This is a genomic window from Curtobacterium sp. C1 (assembly GCF_021049325.1).
Classification (GTDB): Bacteria; Actinomycetota; Actinomycetes; order Actinomycetales; family Microbacteriaceae; genus Curtobacterium; species Curtobacterium citreum.
The window spans coordinates 2,622,998-2,636,020 of record NZ_CP088076.1; the positions used below are offsets into that span (position 1 = coordinate 2,622,998).

Annotated in this window: 10 protein-coding genes; 7 read left to right on the forward strand and 3 right to left on the reverse strand. The window is 75.0% G+C overall.

Translation table 11 applies throughout. From position 1 onward, the window contains the following. The first annotated feature begins 70 nt into the window (after positions 1–70). The 3 genes from LQK89_RS12570 to LQK89_RS12580 are packed head-to-tail and all read left to right on the forward strand — an operon-like array spanning position 71 to position 4,799. Entirely contained in the window at positions 71–1,018 is a 948-nt protein-coding gene (locus LQK89_RS12570) for an FAD binding domain-containing protein (RefSeq protein ID WP_175325794.1), read from the forward strand. Continuing rightward, positions 1,015–3,804: a molybdopterin-dependent oxidoreductase gene (locus LQK89_RS12575; protein WP_231049282.1), complete on the forward strand. Its 2,790-nt coding sequence runs from the start codon at positions 1,015–1,017 to the stop codon at positions 3,802–3,804. Before LQK89_RS12570 ends, LQK89_RS12575 begins: the two co-directional genes overlap by 4 nt. Then, entirely contained in the window at positions 3,804–4,799 is a 996-nt protein-coding gene (locus LQK89_RS12580; protein ID WP_231049283.1) for an XdhC family protein, read from the forward strand. Before LQK89_RS12575 ends, LQK89_RS12580 begins: the two co-directional genes overlap by 1 nt. 140 nt (positions 4,800–4,939) lie before the next feature. Here the strand turns inward: LQK89_RS12580 and LQK89_RS12585 are convergent, their stop codons facing one another. Further along, positions 4,940–6,235, reverse strand: a complete 1,296-nt coding sequence (locus LQK89_RS12585) for an amidohydrolase family protein (RefSeq protein WP_231049284.1) — start codon at positions 6,233–6,235, stop codon at positions 4,940–4,942. Positions 6,236–6,330: 95 nt separating this feature from the next. Here LQK89_RS12585 and LQK89_RS12590 point away from each other — a divergent pair, with 95 nt between their 5' ends. The 3 genes from LQK89_RS12590 (at position 6,331) to LQK89_RS12605 (ending at position 9,922) form a co-directional block, all read left to right on the forward strand. Further along, positions 6,331–6,915, forward strand: a complete 585-nt coding sequence (locus tag LQK89_RS12590) for a hypothetical protein (protein ID WP_231049285.1) — start codon at positions 6,331–6,333, stop codon at positions 6,913–6,915. Between the two features lie 30 nt (positions 6,916–6,945). Continuing rightward, the gene (locus tag LQK89_RS18045; protein ID WP_331000547.1) at positions 6,946–8,388 is read left to right on the forward strand and encodes a GNAT family N-acetyltransferase; all 1,443 of its coding nucleotides are present in this window, start codon (positions 6,946–6,948) and stop codon (positions 8,386–8,388) included. A 136-nt stretch (positions 8,389–8,524) separates the two neighbouring features. After that, the gene (locus LQK89_RS12605) at positions 8,525–9,922 is read left to right on the forward strand and encodes an amidohydrolase family protein (RefSeq protein WP_231049286.1); all 1,398 of its coding nucleotides are present in this window, start codon (positions 8,525–8,527) and stop codon (positions 9,920–9,922) included. 93 nt (positions 9,923–10,015) lie between these two features. On the opposite strand, the gene LQK89_RS12610 is transcribed toward LQK89_RS12605, so the two are convergent. Together LQK89_RS12610 and LQK89_RS12615 are read right to left on the reverse strand one after the other, a co-directional pair. Continuing rightward, the gene (locus LQK89_RS12610) at positions 10,016–10,969 is read right to left on the reverse strand and encodes a PDR/VanB family oxidoreductase (protein WP_231049287.1); all 954 of its coding nucleotides are present in this window, start codon (positions 10,967–10,969) and stop codon (positions 10,016–10,018) included. Continuing rightward, positions 10,966–11,583 carry a helix-turn-helix domain-containing protein gene (locus LQK89_RS12615; RefSeq protein WP_141862490.1) on the reverse strand — a complete coding sequence of 206 codons (618 nt, stop codon included), beginning with the start codon at positions 11,581–11,583 and terminating at the stop codon, positions 10,966–10,968. Before LQK89_RS12615 ends, LQK89_RS12610 begins: the two co-directional genes overlap by 4 nt. A gap of 139 nt (positions 11,584–11,722) precedes the next feature. Between LQK89_RS12615 and LQK89_RS12620 the strand changes: the two genes are divergently transcribed. Then, positions 11,723–13,009: an amidohydrolase family protein gene (locus LQK89_RS12620; protein WP_231049288.1), complete on the forward strand. Its 1,287-nt coding sequence runs from the start codon at positions 11,723–11,725 to the stop codon at positions 13,007–13,009. Positions 13,010–13,023: the final 14 nt, after the last annotated feature.

Below are 13,023 nucleotides of genomic sequence, written 5' to 3' on the forward strand. Positions count from 1 at the left end.
ATGATCGCGCACGGTCGACGGCCGGCGACGACACCCGACCCGTCGACCGTCACCCCGATCGGAACCCCTCATGGACCTCGTCTCCGTCCGCACCGTGCGGACACCGTCGCACCGCGACGACCTCGCGCTCGCCCCCGGTGAGCAGCCCCTCGCGGGCGGCACCTGGCTGTACTCCGAGGAGCAGCCGGACACGACCGGCCTCGTCGACCTGACGGGCCTCGGCTGGCCGGACGCCGAGCGCACCCCGGACGGGCTGCGGCTCGGCGCGACGTGCACGCTCGCGGCGCTGCTGCGGCTGACCCCGGAGCCGGACTGGCGCGCCTGGCCGCTCGTCGACCGCTGCGTGAACGCCCTGCTCGCGTCCTTCAAGGTGTGGAACGCGGCGACCGTCGGCGGGAACGTCGCGACGGCGCTGCCGGCGGGGGCGGTGACGGCGCTGCTCGTCACGCTCGACGCGACGGCCGTGGTGTGGACGACGGACGGCGGGGAGCGCCGGGTGCCGGTCGCCGAGCTCGTGACGGGACCGCGAACGACCACGCTCGCCCCGGGCGAGGTCGTCCGTGCGTTCGACGTGCCGGCCGCGGCGCTGCGACAGGAGACCGGGTTCCGCCGGGTGTCGCTCAGCCCGCACGGCCGGACCGGAACGCTCGTCACCGCACGGTGGAGCAGCACCGACCGCGACACCGACACCGACACCGGCACCGGCACGGGCACGGCCCCCGGCACCGGCACGGGCACGGCCCCCGGCACCGGCACGGGCACCGGCACCGGCACCGACCCCGGCTTCGTCCTGGTCGTCACCGGCGGCGTCCCGCGCCCGCTCGTGCTGCGCTGGGACACCGTCCCGAGCGCAGACGCCGTGGACGCCGCCCTCGCCGACCACGACGACTGGTACGACGACCCGCACGGCTCCCCCACCTGGCGACGCGGGGTCTCGCGCCGCTTCGCCGCGGAGCTCGTCGCCGAGGCCGGCGCGACCGGACACAGCGGCAGCCGGTGGACCGGTGGTGTCCGATGAGGCTCACCGTCGACGGCACCGCCCTCGAGGCGACCCCGCAGCCCGGCCAGGTCCTCCGCACCCTGCTCCGCGAGCACGGCGTGACCGCGGTGAAGAAGGGCTGCGACGCGGGCGACTGCGGTGCCTGCTCGGTCCTGCTCGACGGCGTCCCGGTGCACTCCTGCATCACGCCCGCCCACCGGCTCGAGGGCCGCACGGTCACCACCGCCGCCGGCCTCGGCACGGCCACCGACCCGCACCCCGTGCAGCGCGCGTTCGCCGAGGCGCCCGGCTTCCAGTGCGGGTTCTGCACCGCCGGGTACGTCGTCACGGCGTCGACGCTCGACGACGACCAGCTGGCCGACCGGCACCGGGCGCTCAAGGGGAACCTGTGCCGGTGCACGGGGTACCGCGCGATCGAGGACGCCCTCGACGGGGTCCGCAACACCGCCTGCGCCACGGCCGGGGACGCCGTGGGGACCTCGGTCGCGGCACCCGCGGCGATGCGCATCGTCACCGGGGACGAGGAGTACACGCTCGACGTCCGCCGGACCGAGGCGCTCCTGCACCTCGCGGTCCTCGGCAGCCCGCACCCGCACGCCCGCGTCACCGCGATCGACACGAGCGCGGCCGAGGCGCTGCCGGGCGTGCACGCCGTGCTCACCCACCGGGACGACCCCGGTGTGCTGTTCTCCACCGGGCGGCACGACTCCCGGCTCGACGACCCCGACGACACCCGCGTGTTCGACCCCGTCCTGCGCTTCCGCGGACAGCGCGTCGCGGCCGTCGTCGCGGAGAGCGTCCGGATCGCGGAACAGGCCTGCGCCCTGCTCCGGGTCACGTACGAGGTGCTGCCGAGCGTGCACGACGTGGACGCCGCGCGGCTCCCCGGTGCACCGCTGCTGCACGGTGACAAGACCACCGCCGAACACCGCATCGCCGAGCCGGACCGGAACGTCGTCGCCGCCCTGCACGGTGGGACCGGGGACCTGGAGGGTGCCCTCGCCGCGTCCGCGGCGACGGTCGAGGGCACGTGGTCGACGGGTCGCGTCTCGCACGCCGCGCTCGAGACGCACGCGACCCGCGGATCGCTGGACCGGGACGGGAGGCTCGTGCTGCGGACCGCCACGCAGGTCCCGTTCCTGGTGCGGGACGAGATCGCGCACGTCTTCGGTCTCGACCCGGCCCGGGTGCGCGTGGTCGCCAAGCGGGTCGGCGGCGGGTTCGGCGGCAAGCAGGAGATGCTGACCGAGGACCTCGTGACGCTCGCGGTGCTCCGCACCGGACGGACCGTGCAGTACGAGTTCAGCCGACGCGACGAGTTCACGATCGCGCCGACCCGGCACCCGATGCGCGTACGGGTACGGCTGGGGGCCGACGCGTCCGGTCGGCTCACCGCGATGCACGTCGACCAGACGATGGACACGGGGGCGTACGGCAACCACGGCGTCGGCGTGATGTTCCACTCGGTCAGCGAGTCGGTCGCCGTGTACCGCTGCCCGGTCAAGCGGGTCGACGCCGAGTCCGTCTACACGAACAACCTGCCGTCCGGGGCGTTCCGCGGGTACGGCCTCGGGCAGGTCGTCTTCGCGATCGAGTCGGCGATGGACGAGCTCGCGCGCCGCCTCGACCTGGACCCGTTCGAGCTGCGCCGCCGGAACGTCGTGGTGCCGGGTGACCCGCTCGTCGTCACCGACCCCGACGAACAGGACGACCTGCGCTGGGAGGGCAGCTACGGCCTCGACCAGTGCCTGGACCTGGTCGAGGACGCCCTCCGCGCACCCCTGCCCGAGGTCCCCGCGATGGACGGGCCCGTGCTCGACGACTCCGGCGACTGGGCGCACGGCACCGGGATCGCCCTCGCCGCGATCGCCACGATGCCGCCCCGCGGGCACCACGCCCACGCGTCCGTCGAGGCCACCGCCGACGGCCGTTACCGGATCGGGGTCGGCACGGCGGAGTTCGGCAACGGGACCACGACCGTGCACACCCAGCTCGTCGCGACGGCGCTCGGCACCACGCCCGACCGGGTCGACGTGCACCAGTCCGACACCGACGCCGCCCGGTACGACACGGGTGCGTTCGGGTCGGCGGGGGTGGTCGTCGCGGGCAAGGCGCTGTACGCCGCCGCGCTCGACCTGCACGAGCAGATGACCGGCAGGGCGCTCACGCTCGTCGCGGCCCGGACGCCACGCGCCGCCGTCGGTCCGCTCGGCCCCGCGGTCGCCGTGCTGCCCGACGGGGTGCGGGTCGGCGACGAGTTCGTCGGGCACGCCGAACTGCTCGCCGAGGGACCGCTCGTCGCCCACGGCAGCCACGACGGCACCCCGCGGTCCCTGGCCTTCACGGTGCACGGCGCCCGGGTGGCGGTGCACCGGCCGACCGGTGAGGTCCGCGTGCTCCACAGCGTGCAGGCCGTCGACGCCGGCACGGTCCTGAACCCCGAGCAGCTGCGCGGACAGGTAGAGGGTGGTGCCGCGCAGGCCATCGGCTCGACGCTGTACGAGGAGGTCGTGCTCGACGACGACGGTCGGGTGACGACCGACGCGTTCCGCTCCTACCGGGTGCCGAAGATCTCCGACGTGCCGCGCACCGAGGTCCGGTTCGCCGTCACCTCGGACCCGCTCGGACCGCTCGGCGCGAAGTCCATGAGCGAGGCGCCGTACAACCCCGTCGCGCCGGCGGTCGCGAACGCCGTGCGGGACGCCGTCGGCGTCCGGCCGTACCGCCTGCCGATGACGCGTGACCGGGTCTGGGCGCTCCTCCAGGACGCGGCCGACGACGTGAACGACGCCGGGGGTGCGTGATGTTCGAACTGGCACCGCGCCTCCTGGCCGTGCTCGACGCCGGCGACCCCGTCGTCGTCGCGACGGCCGTCGCGATGTCCGGCAGCGCGCCCAGCGGGGTCGGGACGTCGATGGCCGTCCTGCCGGGCGGCCAGGTCGTCGGGACGATCTCCGGGGGCTGCGTCGAGGGGTCGCTGTTCGTGACGGCCGAGCAGGTGCTCGCGGACGGCGTGCCCGTGCTCGAGCGCTTCGGCTTCGACGACGACCCGGACGACCACGACGCTCTGTGGGCGCCGGCGCTCCGCTGCGGGGGCCGGGTCGAGGTCCTGGTGCGCCGGATCGTCCCCGGCGACCCCGTCGTGGACGTCCTGCGCCGGGTGGCGTCGGGCGTGCCGACGTCGCTCACGGTCTCGCTCGAGCCGGAGACGCTCGGTGCGGTCGTCACCGCGCCGGACGGGTGCCGCGGCCGGGTGTTCGTCGAGCGCGCCGACGCCCGGCCGCGGTGCATCGTCGTCGGGGCCGTGGAGTTCGCCGTCGCCGTGACGAACGCCGCGGCGGTGCTCGGGCACGCCGTGACCGTGGTCGACCCGCGGCCGGTGTTCCTGACCGACGAGCGCTTCCCCGCCGCGGACGAGCGCATCGTGGGGTGGCCGACGCGGGTGCTCGAGGGGCTGCCGATCGACGCGTCGACGGTGGTCGTCGTCCTGTCCCACGACGAGCGGTTCGACGCCGCGGTGATCGACCTCGCGCTCCGCCGCGGTGCCGGGTACGTGGGGGCGATGGGCTCCCGTGCGACGCACGAACGGCGGACGGCGGAGCTGCGCGCGCTCGGCACGCCGGACCTCGGGCGGCTGCGGTCCCCGATTGGGCTCGACATCGGCGCGGAGACCCCGGCCGAGATGGCGGTCGCGATCATGGCCGAGGTGATCGCCGTGCGTCGGGGTGCTCCGGGTGGCGCGCTCGCCGGCGGGGCGGGGCCGATCCACCGGCGGGCGGTGGCGGCGGCATCCGGCTGAGCGGGCGGGCGGGTTGCCGTTCTGAACCAGGAATCCGACGTCGAACCAGGCGCTGCTGCTGGTTCGACGTCGGGAACGTGGTTCGATCCGCACCCTCGACCTCGATCCGTGCTCCCGAGTTCGAACCCGGCCCGCCGCCGTCACACCGGCGTGCGCGCAAGCCGCTCCGTGAGCCGCGCCGCGATCTCGCGCTCGTCCCCCGTCACGAGCCGGTGGTCCCGGACGACCACGCGCCCGCCGACCACCACGTGCTTCGGCCGCCGCCCCGGGGACGCCCAGAGCAGCCCGGCGACCGGGTCGGCAACGCCCGCGTCGGCGACGCCCGAGACGTCCCACACGCACAGGTCGCCCGCGGATCCCGCACCGAGGTGTCCGAGCTCCGGGCGTCCGAGTCCCGCCGCCGACCCCTCGGTCATCATCCCGAGCACCTGCCGTGCCGGGAGCTGCGGCCCGACGAGCGCCGACACCTGCAGCGCCAGCCGGCCGTCGGCGAGCAGGTGCCCCGCGTCGTTGCTGCCGCCCCCGCTCGTCCCGAGGCCCACCGGGATCCCCGCGTCGGCGAGCGCCGCGACCGGGGCGATCCCCCACCCCATCGGCACGTCGCACCCCGGCGCGTGCGTCGCGCTCACCCCGGCTGCCGCGAGCCGGGCGACCTCGTCGACGGTGACGTCGCACAGGTGCGCGATCGTCACGTCCGGTGCGAGCCACCCCCACTCCTCGAGCAGGTCGAGCGGCCGCCGCCCGTACCGCTCGAGGGCGATGGCGGTGTCCACCTGCTCGTTCGCCTGTGTCCTCCGCCGCAGCCCGTGCTGGGCCGCGACCTCGCCGAGCGCCCGGAAGGTCGCCTCGCCGTCCGAGTGCACCCCGGCCGGCCCCACCGCGACCTGGAGCCGCCCGTCCGGGTCCACCCCGCCGACGGCGCGCTCGTGGAGCAGCCGCCCGGCGATCGCGTCCGCCGACGCGGCGGCGCGCTCCGGGTCGTCGCGCGCCGACCCCCGGACGAACACGAGCCGCCCGCCGAGCCCGCGGACGGCGTCGACCGTCGCGCCCGCGAGCTCCACGGTGTCGTCGGTGGTCGCGTCCAGGGGCCAGTTCAGGTGGTGGTCGGCGATCGTCGTGACGCCGGACAGGAGGCCCTCCGCAGCTCCGGCGGACGCGGCCAGTCCGTACAGCTCGGGATCGTGTCCCGCCCGGGCGTACGCCGCGGCCATCGTCGGGAGCCAGTCCGCCATCGGGACACCGCGCGTGCCCGGCAGCGTCCGGAACGCCGTCTGCAACAGGTGGTGGTGCGCGTTGACGAGCCCGGGCGTCACGACGCACCCGGACGCGTCGAGCGTGGTCTCGAGGTGGCTCCCGTCGTCGACGACGACGACGTCACCGTCCTGTTCGGTGCGGGGGTCGACGAGGACACGGCGGGCACCGGTGACGGTCAGCATGCGACGGTTCTAGCAGCCGCCTGTTTCCGGGGCGTGACGGCGGACGCCCCGGGCTCGTGACTGTGTACGCTCGCACCAGGTCGGAGGGGGACGACATGGCTGGTCTCGGGTCGGACGGTGTCGCCGCGCGGTCGGTGCACGGCCTCCGCCCGGAGCGCCTCGGCTCGGCGGTCGTGGCAGCTCTGGCCGTGTCCCTGTTGACCGCTTGCGCAGGGGAACCCGTGGAGTCCGGGGTGTCCCCGCACCGCGCCGTCTCGTCGGACGCCGCGAAGCAGTCGATCACCGACGTGGTCGACCGCACCGCGGCGATCGTCGACGGGGACTGGAAGGTCCTCAGCGGGCCGCGGCTCGGTCTGTGCAAGGGCTCGGACGGGTCCGGCGATGCCGAGGACCCGGGCGGTGTCACCTGGGTGTACGTCGAGCAGCGGCCCGGCGCGGATGACCCGAGGGACGATCTCCGCAAGGTCGAGTCGTTCTGGCAGAGCCTCGGGATCACGACGAAGCGGTACCGCAGCGGCGGCGACGACCCGGACCTCGGGGTGTCCGGACGGGGCGGTCCGGTCACCAGCATCGACTTCCTCGCGTCCACCGAGGGTGGCTACAGCATCGACGGCGAGTCAGCGTGCGCGGACGGCGACTTCGACGAACTCGCCACGAGCTCGCCCTCGCCGACCCCCTGATCCGGCCGACCGCTTCGTTACCCTGACCACGTGACAGCCTCCGTCCGCCTCGCGGAACAGCGCGACCTCGGGTGCATCGAGCGCATCGAGAACGACGCGGACCGACTGCTCGTCGACCGCCTCCACCCGACCTCGTGGGAGGCTGCACCCACCGGTGCGGATCGAGCAGCCGAACCGGGGTTCCTGCTCGTCGCCGAGCACGGGGGCACGGTCGTCGGGTTCGCCCACGTCCTCGAACCGGACGGCCTCTGCCACCTCGAACAGCTCTCGGTGGACCCGGACCACGGCCGCCGCGGCATCGGTCGGACGCTCCTCGAGGCCGCCCTCCTGCACGCCCGGACTCGGGGCCACGAGCGCATGTCGCTCCGGACGTACGCCGACGTCCCGTGGAACGCACCCTTCTACGCCTCCGCGGGTTTCGTCGAGGACACCCCCGCCAGCCCGTTCCACCGGTCGCTCGTGGCCACCGAGGCGCGGCTCGGGATCGACCGGTACGGCCGCCGCGTCCAGATGACCGCGGTGCTGCCGATCCGCACCGCGCCGGCCGACGTCCACGGCGGTCCCGGCTGGCACATCCGCGGTACCGATCTCCGTCCGGTGATCACCGACGTCGGAGCGTTCCGCGCCGGTCTCGGTGACGACCCGCTCGCCGTCGAACTCGAACTGCTCTGGACCGGGCAGCCCGAGGCAGCGCTGCTCCGGCTGGCCGCACGACCGCAGGACCCGCGGGTCCGAGCACTCAGCGCAGACTGCCACCGGGACCTCGGCGACACCGCGTCGGCCGTGCAGGAGTACGACCGGCTGGTCGACGAGCACCGCGGCACGCCCCGCGAGGCCGTGCTCCGACAGCACCGCGGCAAGGCCCTGCTCGCTCGGGGTGACGCTCCGCGAGCCGTCGCGGACTTCCTTCGGGTCGTCGCACTGCGGCGCGCGGGGGAGCCGACCCTCCTCGCGTCGGCGGAACAGGCGCTGGTCGTCGCCGAGCGCGCGGTGCCCGCCGTCGTCCGTCGTCGGAGCAGTCGGGACGTGCGTCGGATCCTCGAGGCGCTCCCGGACTGGTTCGGCGATCCGATCGCGATCGAGAACTACGCCGCCGCGGCCGCCGACCCGATGTACGACAGCTGGCTCGCCGTCGTGCGCGACGAGGTCGTCGGTGTCGCCCTGACCCACCGACACTTCGCCGAGTCGACGGAGCTGCACCTGCTCGCGGTCGACCCTGCGGTGCGCAGGAAGGGCGTCGGCCGTGCCCTGGTCGACCACGTCGCGGCGGAGCTGGCGGCGGACGACTGTTCGTTCCTGACCGTGCACACCGTCGGCCCGTCCTTCGAGCACGTGCCGTACGCCGAGACCCGCGCCTTCTACCGGAGCACGGGGTTCACGCCCCTGGAGGAGCACGACGGCCTCGACTGGTCCGGCCCGACCCTCATCCTCGTCCGGCCGCTCGTGCGGGAGCGGTCGGCAGATCAGGACTGACCGGCCCCACCGACGCGCGCCGTCCTGACCCCGGTCGCCCCGGTCCCCGGGCGACCTCGTTCCGACCGCCCGCTCCGCGCCCTCCGGGAAACCCCGCGGTGACACCCGCGAAACACGCGCACCCTAGGTTCGCCCCATGTCACAGACCCTGATCCGCGCCGGCTGGGTGCTGACCGCAGCACCGGACGACGCCGCTACCCCTGCCGCGATCCGCGACGGCGCCGTCCTGCTCGACGGAGACCGCATCGCCGCCGTGGGCACCTTCGCGGAGCTGTCCGCCGCCCACCCGGACGCCCCGGTCCGCGGCGGTGCGTACGACGTCGTGACCCCGGGCTTCGTGAACACGCACGGGCACTTCAGCGAGGGGCTCATCACGGGCATCGGCTCGCAGTACACCCTGTGGGAGTGGCTCACGGCTCTGATCGGCCGCGTCAACCCGGTGATGACCCGCGAGAAGGCCTACGCCGGCACCGTGCTGCAGGGCATCCAGCTGCTCCGGAGCGGTGTCACGACCGCGAACGACATGTTCTGCGCAGACCCGATGCCCGACGAGCCGGCGACCCCCGGGGTCGTCGCGGCGCTCGAGGACCTGGGCTTGCGCGGCGTGGTGTCGTTCGGCTCCGGGGACGTCGACCGGGACTTCGGCGCGACGCCGATCCTCGAGGAGTTCGAGGCCCTGCGCGAGGCCGCCGACGCCAGCCGGTACAGCACGTTCCGGGTCGGGGTGTCGTCGATCGGGCGGTACACCGACGACACCTGGCAGGAGCACGTCGACTACGCGGTCGCCGGTGGCCACGGCGTGCACGTGCACTTCCACGAGGTCCGCGAGGAGGTCACCGCCGCCCGGCAGCGCACCGGCCGCACGGCCATCGGGCACGCCGAGGCGACGGGCATGTTCCAGGTGCCGGTGATCGCGGCGCACAGCGTCTGGGTCGACCGGGAGGACCGCGAGCGCTACGCGTCGAACGGCGTCGGCGTCGCGCACAACCCGGTCGCGAACGGCATCATGGCGAGCGGCATCGCCCCGGTCGCGGAGCTCCGGGCCCTCGGCGTCCCGGTCGGCATCGGCGTGGACGGGCCGGCGTCGAACGACTCGCAGGACTTCCTGCAGGCGATGAAGACGGCGGCGCTCCTGGCGCGCGTCCGTGACCTGCAAGCCACGGCGATGAGTGCGCGCGAGGCGTTCGAGATGGGGACCATCGGCGGCGCCCGCGCGCTGCGGATGGACGCCGAGATCGGCTCGCTCGAGCCGGGCAAGCGCGCCGACCTGGTCGTGTTCGACGGCGACTCCCCCACGCTGGCGAACGTGCACGACCCGTACCAGGCGGTCGTCTTCGTCGCCGGCAGCCGTGAGGTCCGCGACGTCTGGGTCGACGGCGAGCTGAGCGTCGCCGACCACGACGTCACGCGGGTGGACGTGCGCGAGGCGGTCGCCCGCGCCCGCCCCCTCGCCCGTCAGCTGGTCGCCGAGGCGGGGCTGGAACGCCTCTCGGCGCTCACCGGCGGCGCACTCGACGACACCGAGCGTCCGTAGGGGCGGTCCCCGACCCGGGTCGGGGACGCGGACGGACGGGAGGCGGTACGCACGTCGTGTGCACCGCCTCCCGTCCGTCCGTCCCCGGCCCAGTCAGAGTTCCAGGACCAGGCGCGGACAGCCGCGCCGCGCGCGCGAGACGCAGACCATCATGCTGCGGTCGTCGGCCTGCTCCTCGGGACTGAGGACGGTGTCGCGGTGCTCCACCGCACCCTCGAGCACCGGGGTCTCGCACGTGCCGCACGTGCCCTCGCGGCAGGAGGACAGCACGAACGCGCCGGCCTCCTCGGCGACCTCGAGCAGGGTCCGGTCGGCGGGGACCGTGACGGTGACGCCGGTGACGGCGAGCTCGACCTCGAACGGCTCGCCGGGGGCGTCCACGTCGGCCGCCGGCTCGAAGCGCTCGACCCGGACGCTGCCGGCCGGCCAGTGCGCGGCCGCGGCCTCGACCGCGTCCATCAGGCCGCGCGGACCGCAGCAGTACACGACGGCGTCGCGCGGCTCGGCGAGGAGCCCGACCACGTCGAGCCGCGGGTGCTCGTCGGCGACGGCGAGGGCGACCCGGTCGGGGTGCGCCGCGACGAGGTCGTCGACGAAGGCCATCCGGTCGCGGGTGCGCCCGGCGTAGTGGAGCTCCCACGGCGTCCCGGCACGCTCCGCTGCGGCGATCATCGCGGCGATCGGGGTGATCCCGATGCCGCCGGCGACGAAGACCGCGGGGCGGGACGGATCGAAGCCGAAGTGGTTGCGGGGACCGGCGACCGCGACCTCGGTGCCGACCGCCAGGCCGTCGTGCACGGCCGCCGAGCCGCCGCGACCGTCCGGTTCCCGGAGCACCGCGATCCGCCAGTGCCCCTCGGGGGTCGTGCCGACCAGGGAGTACTGCCGCTCCGTGCCCGGCGCGACCTCGAGGTCGACGTGCGCGCCCGGCTCCCAGTCCGGCAGCGCGGGGTCGTCGAGGGGCGCGAGGTCGAGCGCGACGACGTCGGTCGCGACCGTCCGGCGGGCGGCGACGCGCAGCCGCCGGCGCTCGGGCGCCCCGGTCACGCGACCACTCCGGCGCGCGGGGTCTCCTTGACCACGATCATGTGGAAGCGGCTGCCGTCCGCGCTGCACCACCGGTGGCCGGTGCCGCCGCGGTAGTAGGCGGAGTCGCCCGGCCCCAGGCGGAGCGGCTCCTGTCCGCGGAGGTCGAGCAGGACGTCGCCGGCGAGCACGGTGAGGAACTCGTCCTCGCGGTGCTCGAAGTACTCGCCGAGGTCGGTGTTGTCCCCGGTCCACTCGAGCGGTTCGAAGGCGTGCGGGCCGGCGTGCACGAGCAGCCGCGCCTCGCCGCTCGAGAACGGCCCGCGGGCGCCCTCACCCGCCCGGATCACCTCGGGGGCGCGGTCGTCCTGCTCCGGGCGCTCGGGGGCGCCGGCGGCGAGCAGTTCGACCTGGGTGGTGCCGAGCGCGGCGGCGATCTTCTCGAGCGACACCATGCTCGCGCGGGAGTGCCCGCGTTCGACCTGGCTGAGGAACGGGTGGGACAGGCCGGTGGTCTCGGCCACCTGCACGAGCGTCAACCGGGCGGCGCGACGACGGGCGCGGATGTGCTCGCCGATGCGCTGCGTCTGCTCGTCGACGACGCGGTCGTTCTCGGTGGGGGTCGCGGTGCTCACGCGGACTCCTCTCGGTGTCGTTCCGGGTCTGAGCGGGTGTCACACACGGCAACCGCCGTGAAACGAGGGGGAAACACACCCGCCCTAGCATCGGAGATGTTGATGCGATCAACATTCTCACACAACCCGGGAGGCCGCCATGGACTCGTCAGCACCGCGTCCGGTCGACCTGCTGCGCGGGGCGCTGCTGCCCGACGGACGGCTCGTCGACGTCGCGATCTCGGGTGACACCGTGACCGAGGTCGCCCCGGCCGGCACGCTCCGCGGCTCGGTCGACGGCACACTCGACCTCGCCGGACGACTGCTCCTGACCGCCCCGGCGGAGCCGCACGCGCACCTCGACAAGGCCCTGAGCGCCGACGCGATCCGCCCGCCGCTCGGCGACCTCGGTGCCGCGATCGCGTCCTGGTCCGCCCACGCCACGACCATGACCGTCGACGAGATCGCCGACCGCGCCCGTACCGCAGCGCTGACCATGCTCGCCGCCGGCACCACCGCGGTCCGCAGCCACGTCGACGTCCTGAGCGGTCGCCGCAGTGCCGACGACGCCCCGGCCCCCGTCGAGTCCGCCGTGCGCGGTGCGCAGGCCCTCGTGCGGGTCCGTGACGAGCTCGCCGGGCTGATGGACCTCGAGCTCGTGGCCCTGGCCGGACCGCTCGCCCCCGACCACCACGTCGAGGCCGTGCTGGCGTGCGGCGTCGACCTGGTCGGCGGCGCCCCGCACCTGGCCGAGGACCCGCTCGCCGACGTCGACCGGCTGCTGGCCCTGGCCGACCGGCACGGGGTCGGCGTCGACCTGCACACCGACGAGAACCTCGACGGACCGGTCACGCTCGACCACTTCGCCCGCGCCGTCGGTGCTCGCCGTGATCCGGGCACGGACGGCCGGACCTGGACCGCCGGGCACTGCGTCCGACTCGGCACCCTCGGGCCCGAGCGCCGCGCAGAGGTCGTCGCCGACGTCGCCGCGGCGGACCTCGGCATCGTCACGCTGCCGATCACGAACCTGTACCTGCAGGGCTGGCAGCACCCGGTGTCCACGCCCCGGGGACTCACCGCGATCCAGGCGCTCACGGCGGCCGGCGTCCGCGTGGCCGCCGGCGCCGACAACGTCCGCGACCCGTTCAACCCGGTCGGCCGCAGCGACGCGCTCGAGACCGCGTCCCTGCTCGTGACGGCCGGCCACGTGACGCCGGACCAGGCGTACGCGATGGTGAGCGACACCGCCCGGAGCGTGATGGGCCTCCCGGCCGCCGGTCCCGTCCCCGGACGGCGAGCCGACCTGCTCGCGATCGCCGCGACCAGCGTCACCGACGCCGTCGCGAACGCCCCGGCCGACCGCATCGTCCTGTCCCGCGGGCGGCTCGTCGCCCGCACCGAGGTGCGCACCACCGTCGCCGCGACCGCGGCGCCCGTGCCCGCCTGACCCCGACACCCCCG

What these genes read in the sequence shown, in the direction of transcription:
- LQK89_RS12620 (WP_231049288.1), top strand. Translation starts at nt 11,723, where the DNA reads ATGGACTCGTCAGCACCGCGTCCGGTCGACCTGCTGCGCGGGGCGCTG.
- LQK89_RS12590 (WP_231049285.1), top strand. Translation starts at nt 6,331, where the DNA reads ATGGCTGGTCTCGGGTCGGACGGTGTCGCCGCGCGGTCGGTGCACGGC.
- LQK89_RS12585 (WP_231049284.1), bottom strand. Translation starts at nt 6,235, where the DNA reads ATGCTGACCGTCACCGGTGCCCGCCGTGTCCTCGTCGACCCCCGCACC.
- LQK89_RS12580 (WP_231049283.1), top strand. Translation starts at nt 3,804, where the DNA reads ATGTTCGAACTGGCACCGCGCCTCCTGGCCGTGCTCGACGCCGGCGAC.
- LQK89_RS12575 (WP_231049282.1), top strand. Translation starts at nt 1,015, where the DNA reads ATGAGGCTCACCGTCGACGGCACCGCCCTCGAGGCGACCCCGCAGCCC.
- LQK89_RS12570 (WP_175325794.1), top strand. Translation starts at nt 71, where the DNA reads ATGGACCTCGTCTCCGTCCGCACCGTGCGGACACCGTCGCACCGCGAC.
- LQK89_RS12605 (WP_231049286.1), top strand. Translation starts at nt 8,525, where the DNA reads ATGTCACAGACCCTGATCCGCGCCGGCTGGGTGCTGACCGCAGCACCG.